The organism is Caulobacter sp. UNC358MFTsu5.1, from assembly GCF_000712075.1.
Lineage (GTDB): Bacteria > Pseudomonadota > Alphaproteobacteria > Caulobacterales > Caulobacteraceae > Caulobacter.
In genome coordinates, this window is the sequence record NZ_JONW01000008.1 from 306941 (window position 1) to 328933 (window position 21993).

General features: G+C 70.1%; 20 protein-coding genes. 8 read left to right on the forward strand and 12 right to left on the reverse strand.

Annotated elements, in window-relative coordinates:
* Window positions 1-124 precede the first annotated feature (124 nt).
* Window positions 125-1408 (forward strand): hypothetical protein, encoded by a 1284-nt coding sequence (locus tag BR39_RS0116430; RefSeq protein WP_156035801.1) that lies wholly within the window; start codon window positions 125-127, stop codon window positions 1406-1408.
* 21 nt (window positions 1409-1429) lie between these two features.
* Here BR39_RS0116430 and BR39_RS0116435 read toward each other — a convergent pair whose 3' ends face one another.
* Both BR39_RS0116435 and BR39_RS0116440 read right to left on the reverse strand, forming a co-directional pair.
* A complete protein-coding gene (locus BR39_RS0116435; protein WP_029914115.1) occupies window positions 1430-1642 on the reverse strand; it encodes a hypothetical protein in 213 nt (70 codons plus the stop codon).
* Complete coding sequence (locus tag BR39_RS0116440; RefSeq protein ID WP_029914117.1) at window positions 1639-2142, reverse strand: helix-turn-helix domain-containing protein; 504 nt, start codon at window positions 2140-2142, stop codon at window positions 1639-1641. Before BR39_RS0116440 ends, BR39_RS0116435 begins: the two co-directional genes overlap by 4 nt.
* A gap of 219 nt (window positions 2143-2361) precedes the next feature.
* On the opposite strand from BR39_RS0116440, the gene BR39_RS0116445 reads away from it, so the two are divergent.
* Complete coding sequence (locus BR39_RS0116445) at window positions 2362-3564, forward strand: acetyl-CoA C-acyltransferase (protein ID WP_029914120.1); 1203 nt, start codon at window positions 2362-2364, stop codon at window positions 3562-3564.
* 98 nt (window positions 3565-3662) lie between these two features.
* On the opposite strand, the gene BR39_RS0116450 is transcribed toward BR39_RS0116445, so the two are convergent.
* On the reverse strand, window positions 3663-4286 hold the full coding sequence (locus BR39_RS0116450) for a DUF3617 family protein (protein WP_029914122.1): 624 nt from the start codon (window positions 4284-4286) through the stop codon (window positions 3663-3665).
* Between the two features lie 78 nt (window positions 4287-4364).
* On the opposite strand from BR39_RS0116450, the gene BR39_RS0116455 reads away from it, so the two are divergent.
* Window positions 4365-4634: a GNAT family N-acetyltransferase gene (locus BR39_RS0116455; RefSeq protein WP_029914124.1), complete on the forward strand. Its 270-nt coding sequence runs from the start codon at window positions 4365-4367 to the stop codon at window positions 4632-4634.
* Window positions 4635-4721: 87 nt separating this feature from the next.
* Here BR39_RS0116455 and BR39_RS0116460 read toward each other — a convergent pair whose 3' ends face one another.
* On the reverse strand, window positions 4722-5588 hold the full coding sequence (locus BR39_RS0116460) for a LysR family transcriptional regulator (protein WP_029914126.1): 867 nt from the start codon (window positions 5586-5588) through the stop codon (window positions 4722-4724).
* Between the two features lie 109 nt (window positions 5589-5697).
* Here BR39_RS0116460 and bla point away from each other — a divergent pair, with 109 nt between their 5' ends.
* The 3 genes from bla (at window position 5698) to BR39_RS0116475 (ending at window position 9984) form a co-directional block, all read left to right on the forward strand.
* On the forward strand, window positions 5698-6612 hold the full coding sequence (gene bla, locus BR39_RS0116465; protein WP_035018560.1) for a class A beta-lactamase: 915 nt from the start codon (window positions 5698-5700) through the stop codon (window positions 6610-6612).
* Window positions 6613-6747: 135 nt separating this feature from the next.
* Complete coding sequence (locus BR39_RS0116470; RefSeq protein ID WP_029914129.1) at window positions 6748-9255, forward strand: MASE1 domain-containing protein; 2508 nt, start codon at window positions 6748-6750, stop codon at window positions 9253-9255.
* 87 nt (window positions 9256-9342) lie between these two features.
* A complete protein-coding gene (locus BR39_RS0116475; protein WP_029914130.1) occupies window positions 9343-9984 on the forward strand; it encodes a glutathione S-transferase family protein in 642 nt (213 codons plus the stop codon).
* Here the strand turns inward: BR39_RS0116475 and BR39_RS0116480 are convergent.
* The gene (locus tag BR39_RS0116480) at window positions 9981-10877 is read right to left on the reverse strand and encodes a LysR family transcriptional regulator (RefSeq protein WP_197026719.1); all 897 of its coding nucleotides are present in this window, start codon (window positions 10875-10877) and stop codon (window positions 9981-9983) included. The two genes, BR39_RS0116475 and BR39_RS0116480, sit on opposite strands and share 4 nt — an antisense overlap.
* Window positions 10878-11015: 138 nt before the next feature.
* Between BR39_RS0116480 and BR39_RS0116485 the strand changes: the two genes are divergently transcribed.
* Together BR39_RS0116485 and BR39_RS0116490 are read left to right on the forward strand one after the other, a co-directional pair.
* Window positions 11016-11756 (forward strand): SDR family oxidoreductase, encoded by a 741-nt coding sequence (locus BR39_RS0116485; RefSeq protein WP_029914132.1) that lies wholly within the window; start codon window positions 11016-11018, stop codon window positions 11754-11756.
* Window positions 11757-11811: 55 nt separating this feature from the next.
* Window positions 11812-12720, forward strand: coding sequence for an SDR family oxidoreductase (locus BR39_RS0116490; RefSeq protein ID WP_029914133.1), 909 nt, complete (start codon window positions 11812-11814; stop codon window positions 12718-12720).
* 173 nt (window positions 12721-12893) lie between these two features.
* On the opposite strand, the gene BR39_RS0116495 is transcribed toward BR39_RS0116490, so the two are convergent.
* From BR39_RS0116495 to BR39_RS0116525, 7 genes are all read right to left on the reverse strand, one after another.
* A complete protein-coding gene (locus BR39_RS0116495; protein ID WP_029914134.1) occupies window positions 12894-13463 on the reverse strand; it encodes an OmpA family protein in 570 nt (189 codons plus the stop codon).
* A 329-nt stretch (window positions 13464-13792) separates the two neighbouring features.
* Complete coding sequence (gene clpB / locus BR39_RS0116500; protein ID WP_029914136.1) at window positions 13793-16384, reverse strand: ATP-dependent chaperone ClpB; 2592 nt, start codon at window positions 16382-16384, stop codon at window positions 13793-13795.
* A gap of 99 nt (window positions 16385-16483) precedes the next feature.
* Window positions 16484-17221: a M48 family metallopeptidase gene (locus BR39_RS0116505; RefSeq protein WP_029914138.1), complete on the reverse strand. Its 738-nt coding sequence runs from the start codon at window positions 17219-17221 to the stop codon at window positions 16484-16486.
* Between the two features lie 104 nt (window positions 17222-17325).
* Window positions 17326-18756 (reverse strand): M20/M25/M40 family metallo-hydrolase, encoded by a 1431-nt coding sequence (locus tag BR39_RS0116510; protein ID WP_029914140.1) that lies wholly within the window; start codon window positions 18754-18756, stop codon window positions 17326-17328.
* Between the two features lie 133 nt (window positions 18757-18889).
* Window positions 18890-20011 carry a DUF4167 domain-containing protein gene (locus BR39_RS0116515; RefSeq protein WP_029914141.1) on the reverse strand — a complete coding sequence of 374 codons (1122 nt, stop codon included), beginning with the start codon at window positions 20009-20011 and terminating at the stop codon, window positions 18890-18892.
* Window positions 20012-20296: 285 nt separating this feature from the next.
* The gene (prmC, locus tag BR39_RS0116520) at window positions 20297-21145 is read right to left on the reverse strand and encodes a peptide chain release factor N(5)-glutamine methyltransferase (protein ID WP_029914143.1); all 849 of its coding nucleotides are present in this window, start codon (window positions 21143-21145) and stop codon (window positions 20297-20299) included.
* 58 nt (window positions 21146-21203) lie between these two features.
* Complete coding sequence (locus BR39_RS0116525; RefSeq protein WP_029914145.1) at window positions 21204-21965, reverse strand: MOSC domain-containing protein; 762 nt, start codon at window positions 21963-21965, stop codon at window positions 21204-21206.
* Between the last annotated feature and the right edge of the window lie 28 nt (window positions 21966-21993).

The following is a 21993-nucleotide window of genomic DNA, read 5'->3' on the forward strand; positions in this document are numbered from 1 at the left end:
GGAACGCATTCGAAGCGTCGAGGTTCCGACCGAACGTCGGAATCCGAGGCCCGCCGTCTCCGGCGTCCGATATTGCGGCCCGCGCGGCGCGCCCCTACTTTGCGGACCGGGATTTGGGGGCTTCATGCGTATCGTGAGTTTGCTGGCCGTCGCGCTCGCGGCGGCTTCGACCGGCGCTCTCGCGGCCGACCTGACGGCGACCGTGCCGGGCTACACCTATTTCCACCGCGCGGGCGCGACCTTGGCCGACCACGACGCCGCGCTGCGCGGCTGCATCGAGCGGACAGCCCGAACCATCTCGCCCCCGCCGCCCGGCGTCGTGTCGTTCCGCGGCCCTCCTAAAGGCCCGGCCACCGTCAAGGTCGTGGCCGACATCGGCAAGGGCGCGTTCAACGACCTGGACGGCATGGTCTTCGAGAACATCCACGCGGCCAACATCGAGAACTGCATGGTGGTGCTCGGCTGGGACGTGCGCCAGGTGGACGTGGCGGAGGGCGCCCGCCTGGCCGCCCTGCCGCGCGCCGCCAAGGCCGAATGGCTTTCGTCCCAGGTCGGCGCGCCTCGGCCGGCGAGCCCCGCCGCCCGCGCCTTCGCCAACGACGCCCACTGGGGCTCGACCCGGATGTTCGCCCCCAGCGCCCGCCCCGTGAAGCCTTCGCTGAGCCTGGCGACCCAGCCCGCGACGACCGTCAGCTTCACCTGGCCGCCCGCCGGCGACGCGCCGCCGGTCAAGGTCCTGAAGACCGAACAGGTCGCCGCCGCGCCGGCGGACGCCGCCCTGGTGCTCGTCCGCCTGTCCGGCAAGACGCTCCAGGCCGGCCAGCAGCTGGTCTTCAGGCGGACGCACGCCGGTCCCGCCGATACGGCGCCCGACACCTTCGTCGCCGCCTTGCCGTCCAGATGGCTTCCGGCCGACGGCGAGACCTACGACACCGTCCAGGCCTTCGCCGTCCCGCCGGGCGAGTGGCGCCTGTCGGCCATGCGGCGGGACGGGATCACCGTCGACTTCTGCCTGGGCCAGCCGACCTTCCCGGTCGCCGCCGGCGGAACCGTCTTCGCGGGCTGGTACACGCTGGGCGACCTGCAATGGGGCCCCAGGCTCGATCCCTCGGCCGCCCGGAGCGCGCTCCCCGCCGATCGCGCCGGCCGCCTGAAGGCCGCGGCCTACGCCAACGGCGCGACCGGCGAGTGCGGAGGCACGTACATCTATGCGCTGGAGATCCCCGGCGCGCCGTTCGTCGAGGGCTATCGGGACGGCACGGCGGCCACGCCGGCTCCAGGCCCGGGCGCGGTCGAGCCGAGCCCCCCGCCCGCCAAGCCGCGCGCACCCGGCGACCCGCCGGTCTCGACGCTCGAGCCCGAGCCGCTGACGCCGATCAAGCCGTCCTTCGGAAAACGACAGGACTAGGCTCCAGGCCCGTCGCGGGGATCAGGCGATCTCGTCGAACCGCAGGCCGATCTTGAACAGGCAGTAGCCGGTCTCGTCGACCAGCCGCGCCACGTCGGGGGCGGTGTCGGCGCGTTGGCGCGCGAGGGTGAAGCGCCAGTCCTCGGGATCGGTCCCGTCCGGGAACCCCGCCCCGTCCGCCGTCACCAGCCGGTAGGCCGGCTTGGTCCGGTGGACGTGGAAGCGGTAGCTCACTCGGCGGCGATCCCGATCGAGGCCTCCAGGGCCTCGCCGACGGTCAGGGCCTGTTCCTCGTGGATCACCCGGGACAGGTCGCGGCCGTCGACGATCTCGCCGCAAGCCTCGCAGGCCAGCTTGGGATGGAAGTCGCAGCCGCACTTTTTGTGGACGAAGTGCACCGGCCCCTTGCCCACGCCGTAGACGTGCTGGTCGCCCCACTCGGCCATGGTCAGCAGCACCGGCGACAGGGCCCGCCCCTTGGGGGTCAGCACGTATTCCTGGCGCGGCGGGCGCTCCGAATAGCGGCGAGGCTCCAGCACCCCGTGGGCCACCAGGCTCTTGAGGCGGGCGGCCAGGACGTTGCGGGCCACGCCCAGCCGTTCCTGCCACTGTTCGAACCGCTTCACGCCCTGGAAGGCGTCGCGGAGGATCAGCAGGGTCCACGGATCGCCGACGACCTCGAGGGTGGCGGCGATGGCGCAGCGTTCGTTGGTGTAGTCGGCGGTACGGCCCATCACGCGAAGGTGAAGCCTTCCGCCAGGGAATGCAAGGGTTGCTTTTGCAGACCCACGCGAGTAGGTTTTTTATAGCAATTGACTCTCTCGGTTGCGCACTGCGCGGCGACGGCGGGATATCCGCATCCTCCGTCGCCCGCTTTTTGCGCGAAACCCTTGCGCTCGACGCGCCAAAGAGGGTTTATTCCGCCGCAAAATCCCCAAGGGTGGAGCCTAACCATGTCCGAGACCTACAAGCCTTCTGGCGATCCGGTCGTCATCGTCTCGTTCGCCCGCACGCCGATGGGTGGGTTCCAGGGGGCGTTGGCCGGGGCCAAGGCCACCGAGCTGGGCGCGACGGCGGTGAAGGCGGCGATCGAGCGGGCCGGGGTCGCGGGCGACCAGGTCGAGCAGATCTTCATGGGCTGCGTCCTGCCCGCGGGCCTGGGCCAGGCGCCCGCCCGCCAGGCCGCGGTCGGGGCGGGCTTGCCGCTCTCGGTCGAGGCCACCACGGTCAACAAGATGTGCGGCAGCGGCATGCAGGCCGCGATCATGGCCCACGACGCCCTGGCGGCCGGCAGCGCCGAGATCATCGTGGCCGGCGGCATGGAGAGCATGACCAACGCCCCCTACCTGCTGACCAAGCACCGCTCGGGCGCGCGCATCGGCCACGACCAGATGTGGGACAGCATGTACCTGGACGGGCTGGAGGACGCCTACACCCCCGGCAAGCTGATGGGCGCCTTCGCCGAGGACAGCGCCGCCACCTACCAGTTCGGCCGCGAGGCCATGGACGACTACGCGGTCAAGGGCCTGGCCAAGGCCCAGAAGGCCGTGACCTCGGGCGCCTTCGACGCCGAGATCACGCCGGTGACCATCACCACCCGCAAGGGCGTCGAGACCGTCAGCCAGGACGAGCAGCCGCTGAAGGCCGACGCCGCCAAGATCCCCACCCTGCGCCCGGCCTTCAGCCGCGACGGTGGGATCACCGCCGCCAACTCTTCCTCGATCAGCGATGGCGCGGCCGCCCTGGTCATGACGCGCGAGAGCGTGGCCAAGCGCCTGGGCCTGCCGATCGTCGCCCGGGTGGCCGCCCACGCCGCCCACGCCCACGAGCCGGGCCTGTTCACCACCGCCCCGGTGCCGGCCATGAAGAAGGCGCTGAAGAAGGCCGGCTGGGACGTCGCCGACGTCGACCTGTTCGAGGTCAACGAGGCCTTCGCCGTGGTCGCCATGATCGCCCAGCAGGAGCTGGGCATCCCCGACGACAAGCTGAACGTCAACGGCGGGGCCTGCGCCCTGGGCCACCCGATCGGCGCCTCGGGCGCGCGCATCCTGTGCACCCTGATCTCGGCCCTCCAGGCGCGCGGCGGCAAGAAGGGCCTGGCCTCCCTGTGCATCGGCGGCGGCGAGGCCACCGCCATGGCGGTGGAGCTGGTCTAGGGCGACCTACCCAAACGCACCCAATCGGTGTCATCCCGGAAGCCTCGTAGAGGCTGTCCGGACCCAGGAGACTGGGCTGATGCGGTGCGCGGCCGCCCCTAGCCGCCCGAGACCGCCTTGGTCAGCAGGTTGATCCGCCGGCCGCCGGGCATCTCGACGTCGCCGCCGGTCCAACCGGCGGGACAGGCCCCCGACCATTCGGCGGTCATGCCCATCTTGTGCTCGCCGTTCATCGCCGGGGAGGACGCGCCCGAGGTGACGCTGGTGACGTCCATGACGTAGCGGGTGTTGAAGTCGCCGACGACGTGGATGGTGCTCTCGGTCTTGCCGCCCGGCCCCATGTCGCAGGTCGAGACCACCGTCCAGCCGCCGTCCGCGCCGCGGGTCATCGACTTGCGCTGGCAGCGCTTGTCCTCGGCCTGGGTGTCCAGCCCCATCTTCTCGTCGCTGGTCTCGTCGACGCAGAAGCGGAAGCTGCGGGTGAAGCCCTGGGCCTTGAGGGTCATGGTCTGGGTCCACAGGCCCGGCTTGCGCTTGGGCCATTGGGTCGGGGCCGGGGCGGTCGCCGCCGGAGCCGGCGCGGCGGCTCCTGGCGCGGCCGGCGCGGCGGTCGTCGCCGTTCCCGCCTTGGGCGCCTCCGCCGTCTTGGTCTCGGATTTCTGACCGCAGGCGGCCAGGGCCGCCAAGGTTCCGCACGCCACGAACACCGCTAGAGACCGCATCGCCCACCTCTTTCGCGCGTTAGCCCCCAGACCCATAACAACCTTGGCGCCCCGCGCCGTCCAGCCCATATGCGAGTCATGACCGAGGCCTTCAGCCACAACCCCGCCAAGAGCCGCTACGAACTGGAGGTCGACGGCCTGATCGCCTTCGCCGACTACCAGCGCAGCGGGCACCGCCTGGTGATCCCCCATGTCGAGGCCGACCCCGCCCTGCGCGGCACCGGCGCCGCCGGCCGCCTGATGCAGCAGGTCGCCCAGACCGCGCGCGGCGAAGGGATGAAGATCGTGCCGCTGTGCAGCTACGCCGCCGCGTGGCTGAAGCGGAACGATCCGGAGATGATCGCCTAGCCCCGCGCGGGGGCATGCGCTTGTGCGTGTCCCCCAAATCTCGCACCGCGTCTGTTGGGGACACGCCGCAAGGGCATGTCCCCGATCCTAGGCGGCCTGCTCCGTCAGCCAATCCCGGAACGCCGCCAGGGCCGGCGTCACCGCCCGCGACTTCAGCCAGGTCAGCCAGTACATCCCCGCCCCCACCTCCAGGGCGAACGGCCGCACCAGCCGGCCTTGCTCCAGGTCGCGGGCGAACATCATCGACGGCGCCAGGGCCACGCCCGCGCCCTGCATGGCCGCCTCGACCATCACCCACGAGCTGTCGAACACCGGGCCGCGGATCGGCGGCGGGGCCAGGCCGGCGGCGGCGAACCAGTCGGGCCAGTCGTCGGCGCGGTAGCTGCGCAGCAGCATCTCCGACTTCAGCGCTTCGGGCGTCCTCAGCCGCTCGGCCACGACCGGGGCGCACAGCGGCGTCATCGGGGCGGCGAACAGCGGCGTGGCCTGGGTGCCGTGCCAGGCCCCGTCGCCGAACCGCACGGCGCAGTCCAGCCCCTCGCCGGCGATGTCGATGCGGTTGTTGTTGGTGAACAGGCGCAGGTCGACGAACGGATGCGCCTCCCGGAACGCCGGCAGGCGCGGCAAAAGCCAGCCCACCGCGAAAGTGCCCACCACCCCGACGCTGAGCACCTCCATCACACGACCGGCCGAGAACCGCTCCAGCACGTCGCCCATGCGGTCGAAGCTGTCGCGCACCACCGGCAGCAGGGCCAGGCCCTCGTCGGTCAGGGCCAGGCCGCGCGGCAGACGGCGGAAGAGGCTCGCCCCCAGCCGCTGCTCCAGCCCCTTGACCTGGTGGCTGACGGCGGCCTGGGTCACGCACAGCTCTATGGCGGCGCGGGTGAAGCTCAGATGGCGGGCCGAGGCCTCGAAGGCCCGCAGGGCGTTGAGGGGAAGCTGCGCGCGGCTCATCCAAACCCCTCCATCCCGTTGACCCAAAATTTTCTAGGGTTTCGCGCGAAGTATCATCGTTTGATCGCGGGGTCACCCATCGACCATCTTGCGCGCCATGGAGGACCCGATGATCGACCGACGCCAAGTGTTAACGGCCCTTTCCGCCCTGCCCGCCCTCTCCTTCGCCGCGCCCGCCGCCTCGGCCGCGACGGCGCGCCTGACCAGCGGCATTAGCCGAGGTATCGCTGCCCTGGAGGCCCGCAGCCACGGCCGGCTGGGCGTCTCGGTGCTGGACAGCGCCTCCGGCAAGACCTTCGCCTATCGGGGCGACGAGCGTTTCGCCATGTGCAGCACCTTCAAGGCGCTGGTCGCGGGCCTGATCCTCAAGCGGGTGGACCAGGGCCAGGAGCGGCTCGACCGCCGCATCCCCTACGGCCGCGAAGTGCTGCTGGCCCACTCCCCGGCCACCGAGAAGCATGTCGGCCAGGGCATGACCGTCGGCGCCCTGTGCGAGGCGACGGTCACGCTCAGCGACAACGCCGCCGCCAACCTGCTGCTGATGTCCTTCGGCGGCCCGCCCGCCCTGACGACCTTCGTGCGGGGCCTGGGCGACAAGGTCACCCGGCTGGACGAATACGAGCCCACGCTGAATGTCGTCAGACCCGGCGAAATCCACGACACCACCTCGCCCAACGCCATGCTGGCCACCCTGCGCGCCCTGACCCTGGGTCCCGTCCTGTCGCCGGCCTCGCGCCGGCAGTTGGTCGACTGGCTGGTCGCCAACCAGACCGGCGACGCGCGCCTGCGGGCCGGCCTGCCCGCTGATTGGAAGAAGAAGGGCTGGAAGGTGGGCGACAAGACCGGCAGCTGGGGCGACGACAAGGTCGGGACCACCAACGACATCGCAGTGGTCTGGCCGCCCGGGAAACCGCCGCTGCTGATCACCGCCTATCTCAGCCGCTCCACCCTGGACAACGACGGCCGCAACGCGGTGATCGCCGAAGTCGCGCGCCTGGTCACGACCGAGGGTTTCGGGTCGTAAAAGGTCGAATACAACCTCAGGGGCGCGGCGATGAGCCGCGCCGCAAGCCACTGTTCTTTAAGGCCTTCGATCTATTCATGCCCTGCCGATCGTCTTAGCTTGAGCTATTGCTGGACGACCCGCGAAAGCAGGGTGATGACAGAGACCTCTTCGACCGCCGCAAGACCAGATTTCGATTGGCCGAAGTCCAGGTGGACCGGGGGTGACATCCTGAAGACCGCGGCCCTGGCCGTCATCGCGGCCGTCGGTTACGCCCTGCTGGCCTATCTCTGCGTCGAATTCCCCCGCAACTACGGCCAGGTGGCGCCGATCTGGCTGTCCAACGGTTTCGGCGTGGCCTGCCTGCTGTCCTGCCGCAGCCGCCACTGGCCGGCGATCCTGCTGGGATGCCTCATGGGCGGCCTGGCCGCCGGCGCCCACGTCCAGGACCTGCTGCCGATCAACATCACCCTGGTCAGCTGCAACATCGTCCAGATCTTCCTCTGCGCCTGGGGTATGCGCCGGATCTGCGGCCAGGAGGTCGACCTGGGCCGGGCGCGCGACATGATCGCCTTCGCCCTGATCTGCGGCCTGGCCGTGCCGATCGCCACGGGCATGGTCGCCGCCACGATCCACACGGCCATGCGCGGCGGCGTGCTGGCGGCCAATATCGGCGTCTGGTCGCTGGGCGACATCCTGGGCCTGATGACCATCACGCCCTGCCTGCTGGCCCTGGTGCGCGTGCGCCACTACCTGCGCGAACGTCCCCTCTCGATCTCCGGCGTCGTCTGCCTGCTGCTGCTGCTGGTGGTGACCGTCGGCGTCTTCACCCAGCCCCGCCCCGTGCTGTTCATCGTGCCGCCCATGATGCTGCTGGTCGCCTGGCGCCTGGAGGTGTTGGGCGCGGCGCTGAGCGCCACCCTGGTGGCCGTCGTCGCGGTGATCTTCACCATGGCCGGCCACGGCCCGATCACCCTGCTGGCCAGCGGCTCGCCCGATCAGGCGATCGTGCTGCAGCTGTTCCTAGCCGTGGCGATCTTCATCAGCCTGCCCGTGGCCTCGATCCAGCGCCACCGCCGCCAGATCCTGCAGGACATGACCGAGGCCAACGCCGCGGCGGCCCGCAGCGAGGCGCGCTTCCGCCAACTGGCCGAGAACGCCCAGGACATGATCGTCCACAGCAACCTGCGCGGCGTGATCCAGTACGTCTCGCCCGCCTGCGTCACCATGCTGGGCTACGCCCCCGAGGAGCTGGTCGGCCGCGAGGGCATGATGACCGTCCACGACGACGACCGCGAGCACATCCGCGCCATCGTCGTCGAGCAGATCGCCCACATGACGGCCCACCACGACAACGGCCCGACCCGCGTCGAGTACCGGGCCATCCGCAAGGACGGCCAGGTCATCTGGCTGGAGTCCCGCCCCGGCCTGCAGCGCGATCCGCTGACCGGCGCCATCACCGGCATCACCGACGTGGTCCGCGACGTCACCGAGCAGAAGGCCATGGAGCGCCAGCTGCGCGAGGCCCGCAACGAGGCCGAGGCCGCCGCCGCGGTGAAGGGCGAGTTCCTGGCCAATATGAGCCACGAGCTGCGCACGCCCCTGACCTCGGTGCTGGGCTTCGCCCGCCTGGTCGACGACGAGCCTGAGCTGTCGACCGACGCCCGCCGCTTCATCGGCCGGGTGCTGAGCGGCGGCAAGGCGCTGCTGACCACCATCAACGACATCCTGGACTTCTCGAAGCTGGAGGCCGGCCAGCTGGAGCTGAAGCGCGAGCCCGTCGCCCCCGCCCCGCTGATCGAGGAGGCGCTGGACCTGTTCTCCCTGGAGGCCGGGGTCCGGGGCGTGGCCCTGCGCACCGAGGGCCTGGAGACCCTGCCCGCCGACCTGCTGATCGACGGCGGCCGGCTGCGCCAGGTGCTGCTGAACCTGATCGGCAACGCCGCCAAGTTCACCGAGGCCGGATCGATCACCGTCACGGCCGCCTACGACGTCGCCGAGGAGCGGCTGAGCGTCTCGGTCGCCGACACCGGCCCGGGCATCGCCCCCGAAGACGTGGACCTGCTGTTCCGCCGCTTCTCGCAGGTCGACGCCGGCCTGACGCGCAAGCACGGCGGCACGGGCCTGGGCCTGGCCATCTGCAAGGGCCTGGTCGAGGCGATGGGCGGCCAGATCGGCGTCGTCAGCGTTCCGGGCCGCGGCGCCTGCTTCAGCTTCGACGTGCTGGCCCCGTCGACGTCCCACGCCGAGGCCCCGTCCGCCCTGGAGGCCGCCGCCGCCCTGCTGCCCCCCGCCTGCCGGGTGCTGGTGGTGGACGACAATCCGGCCAACCGCGAGCTGGTCAACGCCATCCTCTCCGCCATGGGGGCCGAGGTGACCGAGGCCGTGGACGGCGAGGAAGGCGTGGCCGCCGCCGCGGCCGAACGCTTCGACGCCATCCTGATGGACCTGCGCATGCCCCGCCTGGACGGCGCCCAGGCCGCCGTGCGCATCCGCGGCGAAGGCGGCCCCAGCGCCGGCGCCCCGATCATCGCCTTCTCGGCCGACGCCCGCCCGGGCGGCCCCGGCGGGGTGTTCGACGGGGCGGTGTCCAAGCCGATGACCGCCGCCGGCCTGGTCGACGCGCTGAACACGGCCATGGCAAAGTCCGCCGAGGCGGCCTGACGCAACTCGAATAACATCGATCGTCGAGATTGCGCGTCGGACGGGGCAGGCTAGGATCGCGCCGCCTTTCCCCCAGGAGCGCCTCCCATGAGCGACGAACTCGTCTTCTACACCAACCCGATGTCGCGCGGCCGGATCATCCGCTGGATGCTGGAAGAGGTCGGCGCGCCCTATCGCACGGTGGTGCTCGACTACGCCTCGTCGATGAAGGCGCCCGAGTACCTGGCGGTCAATCCGATGGGCAAGGTGCCGGCCATCACCCATCGCGGCGTGACGGTCACCGAGGGCGCGGCCATCTGCGCCTATCTGGCCGACGCCTTCCCCGAGGCCGGCCTGGCCCCGCCCGTCGGCTCGCCCGAGCGAGGGACCTATTATCGCTGGCTGATGTTCGGCTGCGGGCCGGTCGAGGCGGCGGTGACCAACAAGTCGTTGGGCTTCGTGGTCCCGGAGGACCGCAAACCGATGGCTGGCTACGGCTGCCTGGAAGACACGCTCAACGCGTTGGAAACGGCGGTCGGCGGCAAGCAGTACATCGTCGGCGACACGTTCTCGGCGGCCGACGTCTATGTGGGCGCCCAGATCGGCTGGGGCATGATGTTCGGCACGATCGAGAAGCGCCCGGCGTTCGAGGCCTACTGGGCCGGCATCAGCCAGCGCCCGGCGGCCAAGCGGGCGTCGGAGATCGACGACGCCCTGATCGCGGCGGCGAAGGAGGCGGCGCCGGCCTAGACGGCCCGCCGCGAAAACTCCCCCGTCAGCCACTCCATGAACACCCGCACGCGCGGCGGGATGTGGCGGGCCTGGGGGTAGAGCAGCGACACCGGCGTGGGGCTGGGCGGGAAGTCGGGCAGGATCTCGACCAGCCGCCCGGCCTCCAGGTCGGCCTGGGCGTGGTAGCGCGGGATCTGGATGATCCCCAGGCCCTGGCGCGCGGCGACGATGTTGGTCTCGGCCCCGGTCACCGACAGCACGGTCGGCAGGGTCACGAACCTCAGGGCGCCGCCGACCATGAACTCCAGCGGGAAGTGCTCGCCCGTCGCCGACGAAACGAAGCCGATCATCACGTGGCCGCCGCCCTGCTCGGTTTTGGCCGTCAGGTCGTCGGGCGTGGTCGGGACGCCGCGCCGTTCCAGATAGCTCGGCGCGGCGCATGTCACCTCGTCCAGCAGGCCCACCCGGCGGGCGATCATGGCGCTGTCCTTCAGGTCGCCGACCCGCAGCACGCAGTCGACGCCCTCGCGCACCAGGTCGACCAGCCGGTCGCCCTCGCCCAGGTGCAGGCGGATGTCGGGATAGCGCTCCAGGAAGGCCGGCAGGCCGGGCAGCAGGAAGTGGCGGGCCAGGGTGCCGTGCACGTCCACCCGCAGCAGGCCGCGCGGCTTGGCGTCGCTGAACTCGGCCTCGGCGTCCTCCAGCTCGCCCAGGATGGTCAGGCAGCGGCGATAGAAGGCCTCGCCGTCCAGGGTGGGGCTGACATGGCGCGTGGTCCGCTGCAGCAGGCGCACGCCCAGCCGCGCCTCCAGCTGCTTGACCCCCTCGGTGGCCGTCGAGGCCGGCAGGTTCAGGTCCAGGGCCGCCTGGCTGAAGCTGCGCCGCTCCACGATGCGGACGAACAGGCGCATGGCGTCGAAGCGGTCCAGGACGGCGTCTCCATTATTCGCATTTCTGAATAATGTTGTCGAATATCGGCTGATTATCTCCGTCCGTCAAAGGCTCATCTTCTCCTCACAGCCGACGCAGTGTCGGCCTGGAGAGACGAAATGACCAACCAAAGCAACAAGGTAGCGATCGTCACCGGCGCCTCGGGCGGCATCGGCGCCGCGGTCTCGGAACGCCTGGCCCGCGACGGCTTCACCGTCGTCGTCAACTACGCCGGCAAGGCCCAGCCGGCCGAGGACCTGGTCCGCACGATCGAGGCGGCCGGCGGCAAGGCCGTCGCCCACCAGGCCGACATCGCCGACCCCGAGGCGGTCCGCAAGATGTTCGAGGCCGCCCGCACGGCCTTCGGCGGCGTCGACGTGCTGGTCAACAACGCCGGGATCATGAAGCTGGCGACCATCGCCGACAGCGACGACGCCCTGTTCGACAGCCAGATCGCCGTCAACCTGAAGGGCACGTTCAACACCCTGCGCGAGGCGGCCCGGCAACTGCGCGACGGCGGGCGGATCGTCAACGTCTCATCCAGCGTGGTGGGCCTGCTGCAGCCGACCTACGGCGTCTACGCGGCGACCAAGGCGGCGGTCGAGGCCATGACCAGCATCCTGACCAAGGAGCTGCGCGGCCGGAACATCACCGTCAACGCCATCGCCCCCGGCCCTACCGCGACGAAGCTGTTCCTCGACGGCAAGCCGCAGGCGGTGATCGACCACCTGGCCAAGCTGGCCCCGCTGGAACGCCTGGGCCAGCCCGAGGACATCGCCGCCGCCATCGCCTTCCTGGTCGGCCCCGACGGCTCGTGGATCAACGGCCAGACCCTGCGCGCCAACGGCGGGATCATCTGATCCCCCACCCCGCCTTCACGCCCCTCCCCGACACACCCCTTCAAGGACAAGTCCAATGACCACCCAGAACCAAGTCATCGTCGTCACCGGCGCCTCCAGCGGCTTCGGTCTGCTCAGCGCCCAGGCCCTGGCCCGCCAAGGCCACACCGTCTACGCCTCGATGCGCGAGACGGAAGGCCGCAACGCGCCGCGGGTCGCCGAGATCGCCGCCTACGCCAGAGACAACGGCGTCGACCTGCGCACGGTCGAGCTGGACGTCGCCAGCGACGCCTCGGTCGAGGCCGGGATCGCCAGGATCATCGCCGACAACGGCCGCCTGGACGTGATCGTCCACAACGCCGGCCACATGAGCTTCGGCCCGGCCGAGGCCTTCACGCCCGAGCAGTTCGCCCAGCTCTACGACGTCAACGTGCTGTCGACCCAGCGGGTCAACCGCGCCGCCCTTCCGCAGCTGCGCAAGCAGGGCAAGGGGCTGGTGGTCTGGGTCTCGTCCAGCTCGACGCGCGGCGGCACGCCGCCCTACCTGTCGCCCTACTTCGCGGCCAAGGCGGCGATGGACAGCCTGGCGGTGTCGTACTCCACCGAACTGGCGCGCTGGGGGATCGAGACCTCGATCATCGTGCCCGGCGCCTTCACCCAGGGCACCAACCACTTCGCCCACTCCGGCAAGCCCGCCGACGCCGCGCGGGCCGCCGAGTACGAGGACGGCCCCTATGCCGGGGTCGCCAAGATGGCGCTGGACGGCCTGGCCGCCCTGGAGCCGGCCGACGCCGACGCGGGCGAGGTGGCGCGGGCCATCGCCAAGGTGGTCGACACCGAGTTCGGCAAGCGTCCGTTCCGCGTCCACATCGACCCGTCGCAGGACGGCGCCGAGGTCGTCAACGGCGTGGCCGACAGGGTGCGGGCCGAGATGTATCGCCGGATCGGCCTGGAGGACCTGCTGAAGCCCGCCACGATCGGCTGACGCCCATAAAAATCCGCCCGCCCCGGCGAAGGTCGGGACCCAGGCCGCCCATCCCGACCCGCCTCCACGACAGGTCCGGAAAACCGGCTTGGGTCCCGATGTTCGTCAGGACGAGCGGAGAGAAGGGATCATCGCCCAGCCGGACGCAGGGCGATGATCGCGTTCAGGACCTGCTAGGCCAGGACCTGGATCACCACGCGGCGGTTCTGGGCGCGGCCGTCGGGGGTGTCGTTGGGGGCCACCGGATCGTCCTCGCCGTACGAGATGGTGGCCATGCGGTTCAGGGGCACGCCCTGCTTGCTGAGGAACTTGCGCACCGTCTCGGCGCGCTCGCCGCCCAGGCCTTCGTTGTACTTCGGGTCGCCGGTGTTGTCGGTGAAGCCCTGGATCTCGAGATAGACGTTCTTGTTGTCGCCCTTCAGCTTGCTGGCGAAGTCGGCCAGGCGCTGTTCGGCTTCCGGCGACAGCTCATGCTGGTTGGTGGGGAACTTCACCGAGTCGTCGCTCAGCACCACCGAGTACAGGAACTTGCCTTCCGCCAGCTTGCCGGCGTCGGTCGCACGCTTCAGCGCTTCCTGACTGGTGCGGTCCACCTCGGCCAGTTTGCTGTCGGTGCTGTCGACCCGCGTGTTCACCGCGCCGACCTGATCGTTGACGTAGCCCTTGGTCGCGCAGCCGCTGACCGCCAGGCCGCCAGCCACCAGAGCGCTCACCATCATCATCCTATAATTCACGCTAATCATGGGACACCCTTCCACCTTTGTTTCAACTCCGAGCACCAAGCTGAACCGTTCGACAGTTCAGCAGCGGCGCTTCGTCAGTTGAAAACCGACATTCGAAAGAGGCGAATTCTGGGCCTGTTCTAGACAGACTTAGCCATTCTCACGAACATCTCTACGCCGCTTCTTAGTAACGCGCGCGTACGCGCAAACCGGCCAAAGGTTCCCGATAAATATTTGCGATATGTGAGGGCTGAGAGGTCATCCTGGACCTCTTTTCCGCTCTTCGCCAGACAGAAAAAACGGGCGCGCCCATCGGACGCGCCCGTTCCAGATTCGGCGGTGACGCAGCGTTACTGCAGCGTCGCCTTGCCGATCCTCAGGCCGTCGGCGCCGGCGCCGACCGAGATCACCCCGCCGTCCTCCAGCTCGCCGGCCAGCAGCTTCTTGGCGATCGGGTCGATCAGGTCCTTCTGGATCACGCGCTTGAGCGGGCGCGCGCCGTAGACCGGGTCGTAGCCCTTGTCGGCCAGCCACCGCAGGGCCTCGGGATCGAGGGCCAGGGTCATGCGGCGCTCGGCCAGCATCTTGTCGACCCGCTGCAGCTGGATGCGGACGATGTCGCCCATGTTCGCGCGCGACAGGCGCTTGAACAGGATGATCTCGTCGATCCGGTTGAGGAACTCGGGGCGGAAGTGGCCGCGCACCGTGTTCATCACCATCGGCCGGACCTCCTCCACGTCCTCGCCGTCTTCCTGGTTGGCCAGGTACTCGGCGCCGAGGTTGGAGGTCATGATGATCAGGGTGTTCCTGAAGTCGACCGTCCGGCCTTGGCCGTCCGTGAGGCGGCCATCATCCAACACTTGAAGGAGCACGTTGAAGACGTCCGGGTGGGCCTTCTCGATCTCGTCGAACAGCACCACCTGGTACGGACGCCGGCGCACCGCTTCCGTCAGCGCACCGCCCTCGTCGTAGCCGACATAGCCGGGAGGCGCGCCGATCAGGCGGCTGACCGAGTGCTTCTCCATGTACTCCGACATGTCCATGCGGGTAATCGCATGCTCGTCGGCGAACAGGAACTCGGCCAGGCTCTTGGTCAGCTCGGTCTTGCCCACGCCCGTCGGGCCCAGGAACAGGAACGAGCCGATCGGCTTGGACGGGTCGTGCAGGCCGGCCCGGGCGCGGCGGACGGCGTCCGACACGGCTTCCAGCGCCTCGTCCTGACCCACCACGCGGCCGCGCAGCTGGTCTTCCATCTTCAGCAGCTTCTCGCGCTCGCCTTCCAGCATCTTCTCGACCGGCACGCCGGTCCAGCGGCTGACGACGGCGGCGATCTGCTCGGCGTCGACGACTTCCGGCGTCAGGGCCTTTTCAGCCCCGCCCGTCTCGCCGGCCTCGGCTTCCGCCAGGCGGCGCTCCAGGGCCGGAATCTCGCCGTACTGGATCTGGCCCGCGCGGGCGAAGTCGCCGGCGCGCTGAGCGGTCGCCAGGTCGGCGCGCAGGCGGTCCAGGGCCTCGCGGGCCTGGGCGGCGCCGCCGACCTTGTCCTTCTCGGCCTTCCAGCGGGCGGTCATCTCGTCGCTGCGGAACTGCAGGTCGTCGATCTCGACCTCCAGGTTCTCCAGGCGCTGCTTGGAGGCCTGGTCGGTCTCCTTCGACAGGGCCTCGCGCTCGATCTTCAGCTGCACCAGACGGCGGTCGATCTCGTCCAGCTCCTCGGGCTTGGAGTCGATGGCCATACGCACGCGGCTGGCGGCCTCGTCGACCAGGTCGATGGCCTTGTCGGGCAGGAAGCGGTCGGCGATGTAGCGGTTGCTGAGCGTGGCGGCGGCGACGATGGCGGAATCGCTGATGCGCACGCCGTGGTGCACCTCGTACTTCTCCTTCAGGCCGCGCAGGATCGAGACGGTGTCCTCCACCGTCGGCTCCTGCACGAACACCGGCTGGAAGCGACGGGCCAGGGCCGCGTCCTTCTCGACGTGCTTGCGGTACTCGTCCAGCGTGGTGGCGCCCACGCAGTGCAGCTCGCCGCGCGCCAGGGCGGGCTTGAGCAGGTTGGAGGCGTCCATCGCCCCGTCGCCCTTCCCGGCCCCGACCAGGGTGTGCATCTCGTCGATGAACAGGATGATCGAGCCCTCGGCGGCCGTGACCTCGCCCAGGACGGCCTTCAGCCGCTCCTCGAACTCGCCGCGATACTTCGCGCCGGCGATCAGGCTGCCCATGTCCAGCGACAGCAGCTTCTTGTCCTTCAGGCTCTCGGGTACGTCGCCGTTGACGATGCGCTGGGCCAGGCCTTCGACGATGGCGGTCTTGCCGACCCCGGGCTCGCCGATCAGGACGGGATTGTTCTTGGTGCGGCGCGACAGGACCTGGATCGTGCGGCGGATTTCCTCGTCGCGGCCGATCACCGGGTCGATCTTGCCGTCGCGGGCCGCCTGGGTCAGGTCGCGGGCGTAGCGTTTCAGGGCGTCATAGCCGTCCTCGCTGGAGGCGCTGTCGGCGGTGCGGCCCTTGCGGATGGCCGCGGCGGCCGTCTCCAGCCCCTGGGCCGTGGCCCCGGCGTCCTTCAGGATCTTGGCCGCGTCGCCGCCTTCCTTGGCGATGGCGATCAACAGGCGCTCGGTGGTGACGAAGGCGTCGCCGGCCTTCTTCGCCCCAGTCTCGGCCGCGTCGAAGACGCGAGCCGTGTCGGGCTTCATGTAGAGCTGGCCGCCGGCGCCGTCGACGCGCGGGGTCTTGGCCAGCAGGGCGTCCACGGCCGCGTCGGCCGCGTCGGGCCGGCCGCCGGCGTTCTGGATCAGGGTGCGGCTCAGGCCGTCCTTCTCCTCGAGCAGGACCTTGAGCAGGTGTTCGGGCCCCAGTTGCTGGTGCCCCTTGGCCAGGGCCAGGCTCTGGGCCGACTGGACCGCGGACTTGGCGCGGTCTGAATAGAGATCGATCTTCATACGGTATCCCCTCCAAAGGCGGATTTGGGCCGTTCGCCTCCATCGAGCACGAACGACCTCGGACAGGGATTTAGGTGTGGCCGATCAGCCACACAAGGTTCACCAGCCGCGTTGGACGATATAGTTTTGCAGGGCCGCGATCCGGGTGGCGTCCGACGGGTGGGTCGAGGCGAACTGCGGCGTGCCGGACCCGCCCTGGGCCTGCATGTGCTCCCACAGGGTCACCGCCTCGCGCGGGCGATAGCCGGCCCGCTGCATGTAGTCGACGCCCAGGCGGTCGGCCTCCAGTTCCTGCTTGCGCGAGAACGGCAGCAGGATGCCGTACTTGGCCGCGTCGCCGCCGTAGGTCGAGATCGCCCGCCCCGTGTCGCCGCCCGCATAGGCGCCCAGGACGCCCAGCAGCAGGCTGGAGGTCATGTTCTGCGACTGGCGCTCGGCGGCGTGGTGGGCCACGACGTGGCCGGTCTCGTGGCCGATCACGGCGGCCAACTGGTCGTCGTTGTCGACGATCTTCAACAGGCCCGTGGTGACCCCCACATGGCCGCCGGGCAGCACGAAGGCGTTGGGCGAGGCGTCCTCGAACACCGCGTAGTCCCAGGGCCGGTCGCCCAGGCCTGCGGCGTTGACCACCCGCTGGCCCACGGCGCGGACACGGGCGTTGGCCGCCTTGTCGGGACTGACCTTGCTCTTGGTCAGGGCCTGGTTCCAGGCCTGCTCGCCGGCCTTGGTCAGGCTGGAGTCGTCGACGATCGTCATCTGCTGACGACCCAGCTCGGGATTGTACGCGCAGGCCGACAGCGCCAGGGCGGCGAGGCCGAGGGAAAAGATGCGACGCATGATGTCTCTCCAGCACGAGCCAGAACCGCTACCGATTGTATCGGCGCGGCCCGGGCCCGAACAGATCAGGGTTCACCCGATATCGGGAAAGCGCGCGGGGCGGGTCACTTCCCGTCCGCGTACAGCTTGACCACCTCGTACAGGAACTGGCGGCCGTTCATCAGGGCCTTGACCTGGATGCGCTCGTTCAGGCCGTGGATGTGGTCGCCGTCCACGCCCGCCATCAGGCCCGACAGGCCGTAGGTCGGGACGCCCGCCGCGTTGGTGAAGCGGCCGTCGGTGGCGCCGGTCAGCATGGCCGGGATGAACGGGACGCCCGGCCAGATCTTGGCGGCGACCTTGGTGGCCGGGGCCATGATCCGGGGCGTCAGCGGCGGCGGCGGGCTGACCGGATCGGGGTCCTGGGCCAGGGTGATCTTGATGGCCGGATCAGCGACGATCTCCTGGAGTTGGTCGCGGATGACCTTGGGGTCGTTGCCCGGCAGGATGCGGCAGTTGACGTTGGCCTTGGCGCGCTGCGGCAGGGCGTTGGGCGCGTGGCCGGCCTCGACCATGGTGGCCACGCACGTGGTGCGCATCATGCTGTTGCGGCCCGGGTCGCGGGCCAGGATGGCGGCGGCCGCCGCGTCGCCCGGATTGGCGACCATGGCGCGCATGGCGCCGGCCACCTCGGGATCGGGCTCGATCTTGGCGTTCTGCTCGTAATAGCCCTTGGTGGCGTCGTTCAGGGCGATCGGGAAGTCGTAGGCGCCCAGCCGCGCCAGGCCGTTGGCCAGGTGGTAGATCGCGTTGTCCTTGATCGGGCGCGACGAGTGGCCGCCGGCGTTCGTCACTTCCAGCGTGTAGTCCATATAGACCTTCTCGCCGACCTGGATGCCCAGCAGGCGGGGCTGGCCCTTCTCGTCCAGCTGGCTGTCGTCGCCCTCGTTCAGGGCGAAGTCGGCCTTCATGGCCTGCGGATACTTCTCCAGCAGCCAGGGCACGCTGTTGAACTGGCCGCCCTCCTCGCCGCAGGTGAGGGCCAGCTTGATGTCGCGCTTGGGCTTGAAGCCCTCCTGCTTGTAGCGGACCAGGCTGTCGGTGAAGATCGCCGCCATGGCTTTGTCGTCGCTGGCGCCGCGGGCGTAGAAGTAGCCGTTCTCCTCGACCAGCTTGAACGGATCGCGCTCCCAGTCCTCGCGCTTGGCCTCGACCACGTCGATGTGGGCCATCAGCAGGATCGCCCCGGCCTTGGGGTCCTTGCCATGCAGGGTGGCCAGCAGGGCGCCGGCCTTGGGGTGCTCGTCGGGGAAGACCACCTGCACGTCGCTGTCGGCGAAGCCCGCCGCCTTCAGCCGCGCGCCCATGGCCTGGGCCGCCGCCGTGCAGCTGCCGACCGAGGCGGTGGTGTTGATCTCGACCAGCTCCTTGTAGAGCCCGCGGAAGGCGGCTTCATCCGCCGACTGAGCTTTGGCGGAGGTCGCGGCCAGGGCCGGCGCGACAAGCGCCGACAAGGCGGCCGCCGTCAGGAGAAAGGTCTTGGTCTTGCCGCGCACGGTCGCCCCCTAATGTTGTTGGGCGCGAGGCTAGGCGGGGTTTGGCGTCGAACGCAATGGGGGACGCCCAAAACGACGTCATCCCCCGGCGAGGCCGAGGGATGACTGAAGATCAGGCGATCGGTGGAGAGGTTCAGACCTCTTCCGACTCCGGCGCGGCGCTGCCTTCGAAGCTGCGCGGGGCGCGGCGGCGCTTGGGCTTGGCCGGAGCCTCGCCTTCGTCCGAGGTCGGCGCCGTCGGCGCGGCGTCGGCGGGAGCCTCGGCGCGGGGCGACTTGCGGCCCAGGAAGGCCGGGGCGTGGCTGACGTCGCCGTCCTGGCCGCGCAGCAGCGGCGAGGCCGGGGCCTCGGCGGTCAGCGGCGTGGCCTGCGGCTCGATCACGGCCATCGGATCGCGGTCGCGCGGGGCGCGGTCGCGGCGCGGACGTTCGCGGCGGCCCTCGCCGCCCTCGCGGGCCTGGCCTTCGCCCTCGGCGGCGGGTCGATCCTCACGGGGGCGGTCCTCGCGGGGACGGTCGTCGCGGAAGCGGTCTTCCCGCGGACGATCGTCGCGGGGACGGTCGTCACGGGGCCGATCCTCGCGAGGCCGGTCGTCGCGCGGGCGGTCGTCACGGGGACGATCATCGCGCGGACGATCGTCACGCTGGCCGTCGCGGGGGCGGTCGTCGCGGTCGCGCCAGCGGTCGCGGCGGCCCTGGCCGTCGCGGTCACGGTCGCGGTTCTGGTTGTTGTCGCGCTGGCCGTCGCGGGGACGGTCGTCGCGTTGCCCGTCACGCGGACGATCATCACGGGGGCGATCCTCGCGCGGACGGTTCTCGAACCGGTCGCGGCGGCCTTCGCCCTGGCCTTCGCCGCCCTCGCCCTCGGCCGGAGCCTCGGTCTGGGTCGCCTCGGGGGTTTCGGGCTGTTCTTCGGGCTCGGCCTCGAAGTCGATCTCGTACGCCGAATAGGCGTCCTTGCCGATGATGTCGCTGACCGGACGATTCGGCTGGATGGCGCGCAGGACCCGGAAATAGTGCTCGGCGTGCTGCAGGTAGTTCTCGGCCAGGACCCGGTCGCCGGACGACGTCGCGTCGCGGGCCAGCTGCTGGTACTTCTCGTAGACGCTCTGGGCCGCCCCGCGCACCTTCACGCCTTCGGGGCCGTTCGAATCGAAGGCCCGGTTGGCGTTGTGCTGCTGAGGCTTACCGCCGCTACCCGCCCCGCCGCGATTGTTGCGGCCGCGCTGGCGCTTCATGCCCTTGAAATCTCTCATCTTCTCTTCTGAACCTGTCCGGCGGCGATCGACGCGTCCGGTGTTTGGCCTCTGGAGCGGAGTGGAACCGTGTTGGGTCCTGCCTTCGATGTTCTAGAGACGCTGGTTTCCGTAGAGCCTCCGCCCGGTTCGGGCGCGGCGATCAGCCGGGTCGGCCGGTCGCGCCTGCCAGGGGAGTATCGCGATCATCGAGACGATCGCTGTTCCCGTCACCCGGCGTTTTGGAAGGAGACGTTATTCGTCTACCGCCTCACGACAGGGTTTCCAAGGAATTTTTCAAAACGGCTATTTCGTACCGGTGACAACGCGGTCGTTGACCGACAGATCCTTGATGGTCCGCACGTTCTTCGCGCCGGCCGCCTTGAACAGGGCCTCGACGGCCTCCGCCTGGTCGTAGCCGATCTCGACGGCGAACATCGCGCCGGGCTTGAGCACCCGCAGGATCTCGCCGGCCAGGAAGCGATAGGCGTCCAGGCCGTCCGGGCCGCCGTCCAGGGCCAGGCGCGGCTCGTGGTCGCGCACCTCGGGCTCCAGGGTCTCAATCACGTCGGTGGCGATGTAGGGCGGGTTGGACACCACCAGGTCGAAGCTCTCGTCGCCCAGGCCGTTGGTCCAGTCGCCGCGCAGCAGGGCCACGCGGCCGGACAGGTCCAGGTTGGCGGCGTTCTCGCGGGCCACGGCCAGGGCCTCCTCCGAGACGTCGATGCCCAGGCCCTTGGCGGCCGGGCGCTCGGCCAGCACCGCCAGCAGGATCGTGCCCGAGCCGACGCCCAGGTCCAGCATGTTGAAGCTCATGGCCTCGGGGAAGGCCTTCAGCACCTCGTCGACGATGACCTCGGTCTCGGGGCGCGGGGTCAGGACGTCCTTGTTGACCTGCAGCAGGATCTTCCAGAACCCCTTGCGGCCGATGATGTGGCTGACCGGCTCGCGCGCGACGCGGCGGTTCAGGAAGTCCTCGAGGGTCGCCATCTGGGCGTCGGTCAGCACGCGGTAGGGATCGCTGATGATGTCGGTACGGGTGACGTCGGCGGCCACCTCCAGCAGCAGGCGGGCGTCGATGGCCGGCTGGTCGATCTGAACGGACTTCAGACGATCCTTGGCGGCGTTCCAGGCTTTGACGAGGGTCAGGGTCATGAGGCGGGGTCTTACTCCGCCTCGCGCGCGGAGGCGACCTCTCGGTGTTCAAATTTCGTCAGGCGAGGCTGACCTCGTCCCCCTCGCGCACAGCCCCGCCCTCGTCCACGCGCAGGTAGACGCCGCACAGCATGTGGCCGTAGTGGTCGAACAGGGCCTTCACGATCTCGATGTCGCGCTCGGCGGTGACCGGGTCGACGTGGGTGGCGGCGCAGCGGACGATGGGCTTCAGCACCTCCGCCCTCGCCTCGCCCACCCTCATCGCCCGGCCGGTCCGGTCGTTCTCGGCCCAGGCCGGCCAGCCCTCGACATAGAGGTTGGCGCGGAAGCGCAGGGGATCGACCGGCCGGCCCAGCCGGGCCTCCAGGTCGCGCACGCTGGCCAGGTTGACGATCGAGACATAGCCGCTGCGGCTGTCCATGAACCGGTGGTCGCCCGGCCCCTCGACCACGCGCAGCGGGCCCTGGGCCTCGTCGCCCAACAGGCCGGCCAGCCAGGCCTCGAAGCCGCGCCGTCCGTCGGCCCCGCGCAGGTCGCCGGCGAAGTCCGGCCGGCCCTCGGCGCGGGCGCTGAACACCCCGCTCGCCTCGTCATAGGCGGTGCGGGCCTTGGCCACGGCCGGGATCTTGGCCAGCACCGTGAACCGCATCTTCGAGATGTGGCCCGGGGCTTCGGGATCGAAGCCGCTGGGGCCGTCCTCGACGGCGTACAGCCGGTCGCACGGGAAGCATCGGCCCGCGACCAGCTCGGCCCCCGCCAGGCGCTCGGGCGTGAACCCCTTGACGGGGTGGCGGTAGAGGCTGGCGATCCGGGCGTGCATGGCGCGCAAGGTCGGCGACGACTCGGGG

Bases quoted from the DNA above. Each gene is read 5' to 3' on its own strand.
- clpB (WP_029914136.1), bottom strand. From the start codon at position 16,384: ATGAAGATCGATCTCTATTCAGACCGCGCCAAGTCCGCGGTCCAGTCG.
- BR39_RS0116450 (WP_029914122.1), bottom strand. From the start codon at position 4,286: ATGCGGTCTCTAGCGGTGTTCGTGGCGTGCGGAACCTTGGCGGCCCTG.
- BR39_RS0116460 (WP_029914126.1), bottom strand. From the start codon at position 5,588: ATGAGCCGCGCGCAGCTTCCCCTCAACGCCCTGCGGGCCTTCGAGGCC.
- BR39_RS0116470 (WP_029914129.1), top strand. From the start codon at position 6,748: ATGACAGAGACCTCTTCGACCGCCGCAAGACCAGATTTCGATTGGCCG.
- BR39_RS0116440 (WP_029914117.1), bottom strand. From the start codon at position 2,142: ATGGGCCGTACCGCCGACTACACCAACGAACGCTGCGCCATCGCCGCC.
- prmC (WP_029914143.1), bottom strand. From the start codon at position 21,145: ATGACCCTGACCCTCGTCAAAGCCTGGAACGCCGCCAAGGATCGTCTG.
- BR39_RS0116525 (WP_029914145.1), bottom strand. From the start codon at position 21,965: ATGCACGCCCGGATCGCCAGCCTCTACCGCCACCCCGTCAAGGGGTTC.
- BR39_RS0116505 (WP_029914138.1), bottom strand. From the start codon at position 17,221: ATGCGTCGCATCTTTTCCCTCGGCCTCGCCGCCCTGGCGCTGTCGGCC.
- BR39_RS0116495 (WP_029914134.1), bottom strand. From the start codon at position 13,463: ATGATTAGCGTGAATTATAGGATGATGATGGTGAGCGCTCTGGTGGCT.
- BR39_RS0116485 (WP_029914132.1), top strand. From the start codon at position 11,016: ATGACCAACCAAAGCAACAAGGTAGCGATCGTCACCGGCGCCTCGGGC.
- BR39_RS0116430 (WP_156035801.1), top strand. From the start codon at position 125: ATGCGTATCGTGAGTTTGCTGGCCGTCGCGCTCGCGGCGGCTTCGACC.
- BR39_RS0116490 (WP_029914133.1), top strand. From the start codon at position 11,812: ATGACCACCCAGAACCAAGTCATCGTCGTCACCGGCGCCTCCAGCGGC.
- BR39_RS0116475 (WP_029914130.1), top strand. From the start codon at position 9,343: ATGAGCGACGAACTCGTCTTCTACACCAACCCGATGTCGCGCGGCCGG.
- BR39_RS0116455 (WP_029914124.1), top strand. From the start codon at position 4,365: ATGACCGAGGCCTTCAGCCACAACCCCGCCAAGAGCCGCTACGAACTG.
- BR39_RS0116480 (WP_197026719.1), bottom strand. From the start codon at position 10,877: ATGCGCCTGTTCGTCCGCATCGTGGAGCGGCGCAGCTTCAGCCAGGCG.
- bla (WP_035018560.1), top strand. From the start codon at position 5,698: ATGATCGACCGACGCCAAGTGTTAACGGCCCTTTCCGCCCTGCCCGCC.
- BR39_RS0116515 (WP_029914141.1), bottom strand. From the start codon at position 20,011: ATGAGAGATTTCAAGGGCATGAAGCGCCAGCGCGGCCGCAACAATCGC.
- BR39_RS0116445 (WP_029914120.1), top strand. From the start codon at position 2,362: ATGTCCGAGACCTACAAGCCTTCTGGCGATCCGGTCGTCATCGTCTCG.